The sequence below is a fragment of the Myxococcus sp. CA040A genome (assembly GCF_013336725.1).
Taxonomy (GTDB): Bacteria; Myxococcota; Myxococcia; order Myxococcales; family Myxococcaceae; genus Myxococcus; species Myxococcus llanfairpwllgwyngyllgogerychwyrndrobwllllantysiliogogogochensis.
The window spans coordinates 1-706 of the sequence record NZ_JABUMR010000046.1; the positions used below are offsets into that span (position 1 = coordinate 1).

General features: G+C 69.7%; 1 protein-coding gene. It reads left to right on the forward strand.

The annotated features are described in order from the left end of the window. Positions 1–706, forward strand: a 706-nt coding sequence (locus HUA75_RS48190) for a condensation domain-containing protein (RefSeq protein WP_254628135.1), incomplete at both ends; no start/stop codon positions are given.

Here is a 706-nt window from a genome sequence, read left to right on the forward strand (position 1 = left end):
TGGGAAGCCGTCATCCAGCGGCAGCCCTCGCTGCGCACGTCCTTCGTCCCCGAGGACGCGGGCCAGCCCCTCCAGTGGGTCCACCCGGAGGCCACCCTCCCCTGGGAGGAGCACGACTGGCGCGGCGCGGATGAGGCCGAGCAGCAGAGCCGCTTCGACACCCTCATCTCCGAGGACCGTGCTCGGGGCTTCGACCTGCGCACACCACCACTGCTGCGGCTGACGGTCATCCGCACGGATGAGCACGCGTGGCGCATCCTCTGGACGCTGCACCACCTCATCGTGGATGGCTGGAGCCTCGGGCTCCTCTTCCAGGAACTCTTCACCACCTACGAGCAGGTCCGCTCTGGCCGACTCCCGGCGGAGAGTGAGTCGACCTCCTTCCGCGACTACATCGCCTGGCTCCAGCGCCAGTCCCTGGAGCCCGCGGAGCTCTACTGGCGCAAGACGCTGCGGGGCTTCACCGCGCCCACGCCCTTGCCCGGTGCGCTTCCCCGAAGCCCGGACTCGGTGCTCCGGCGTCAGCACCTGAACGTCTGGCTGCCCGCGCGACTCACCACGGACCTCCAGGCCTTCGTCCGCCAGCACCACCTCACCCTCAATGCACTGGTCCAGGCCGCTTGGACGCTGGTGCTCTCACGTCACACCGGTGAGCAGGACATCCTCTTCGGCGCCACCACCTCGGGTCGCTCCGCCGACGTCGCCG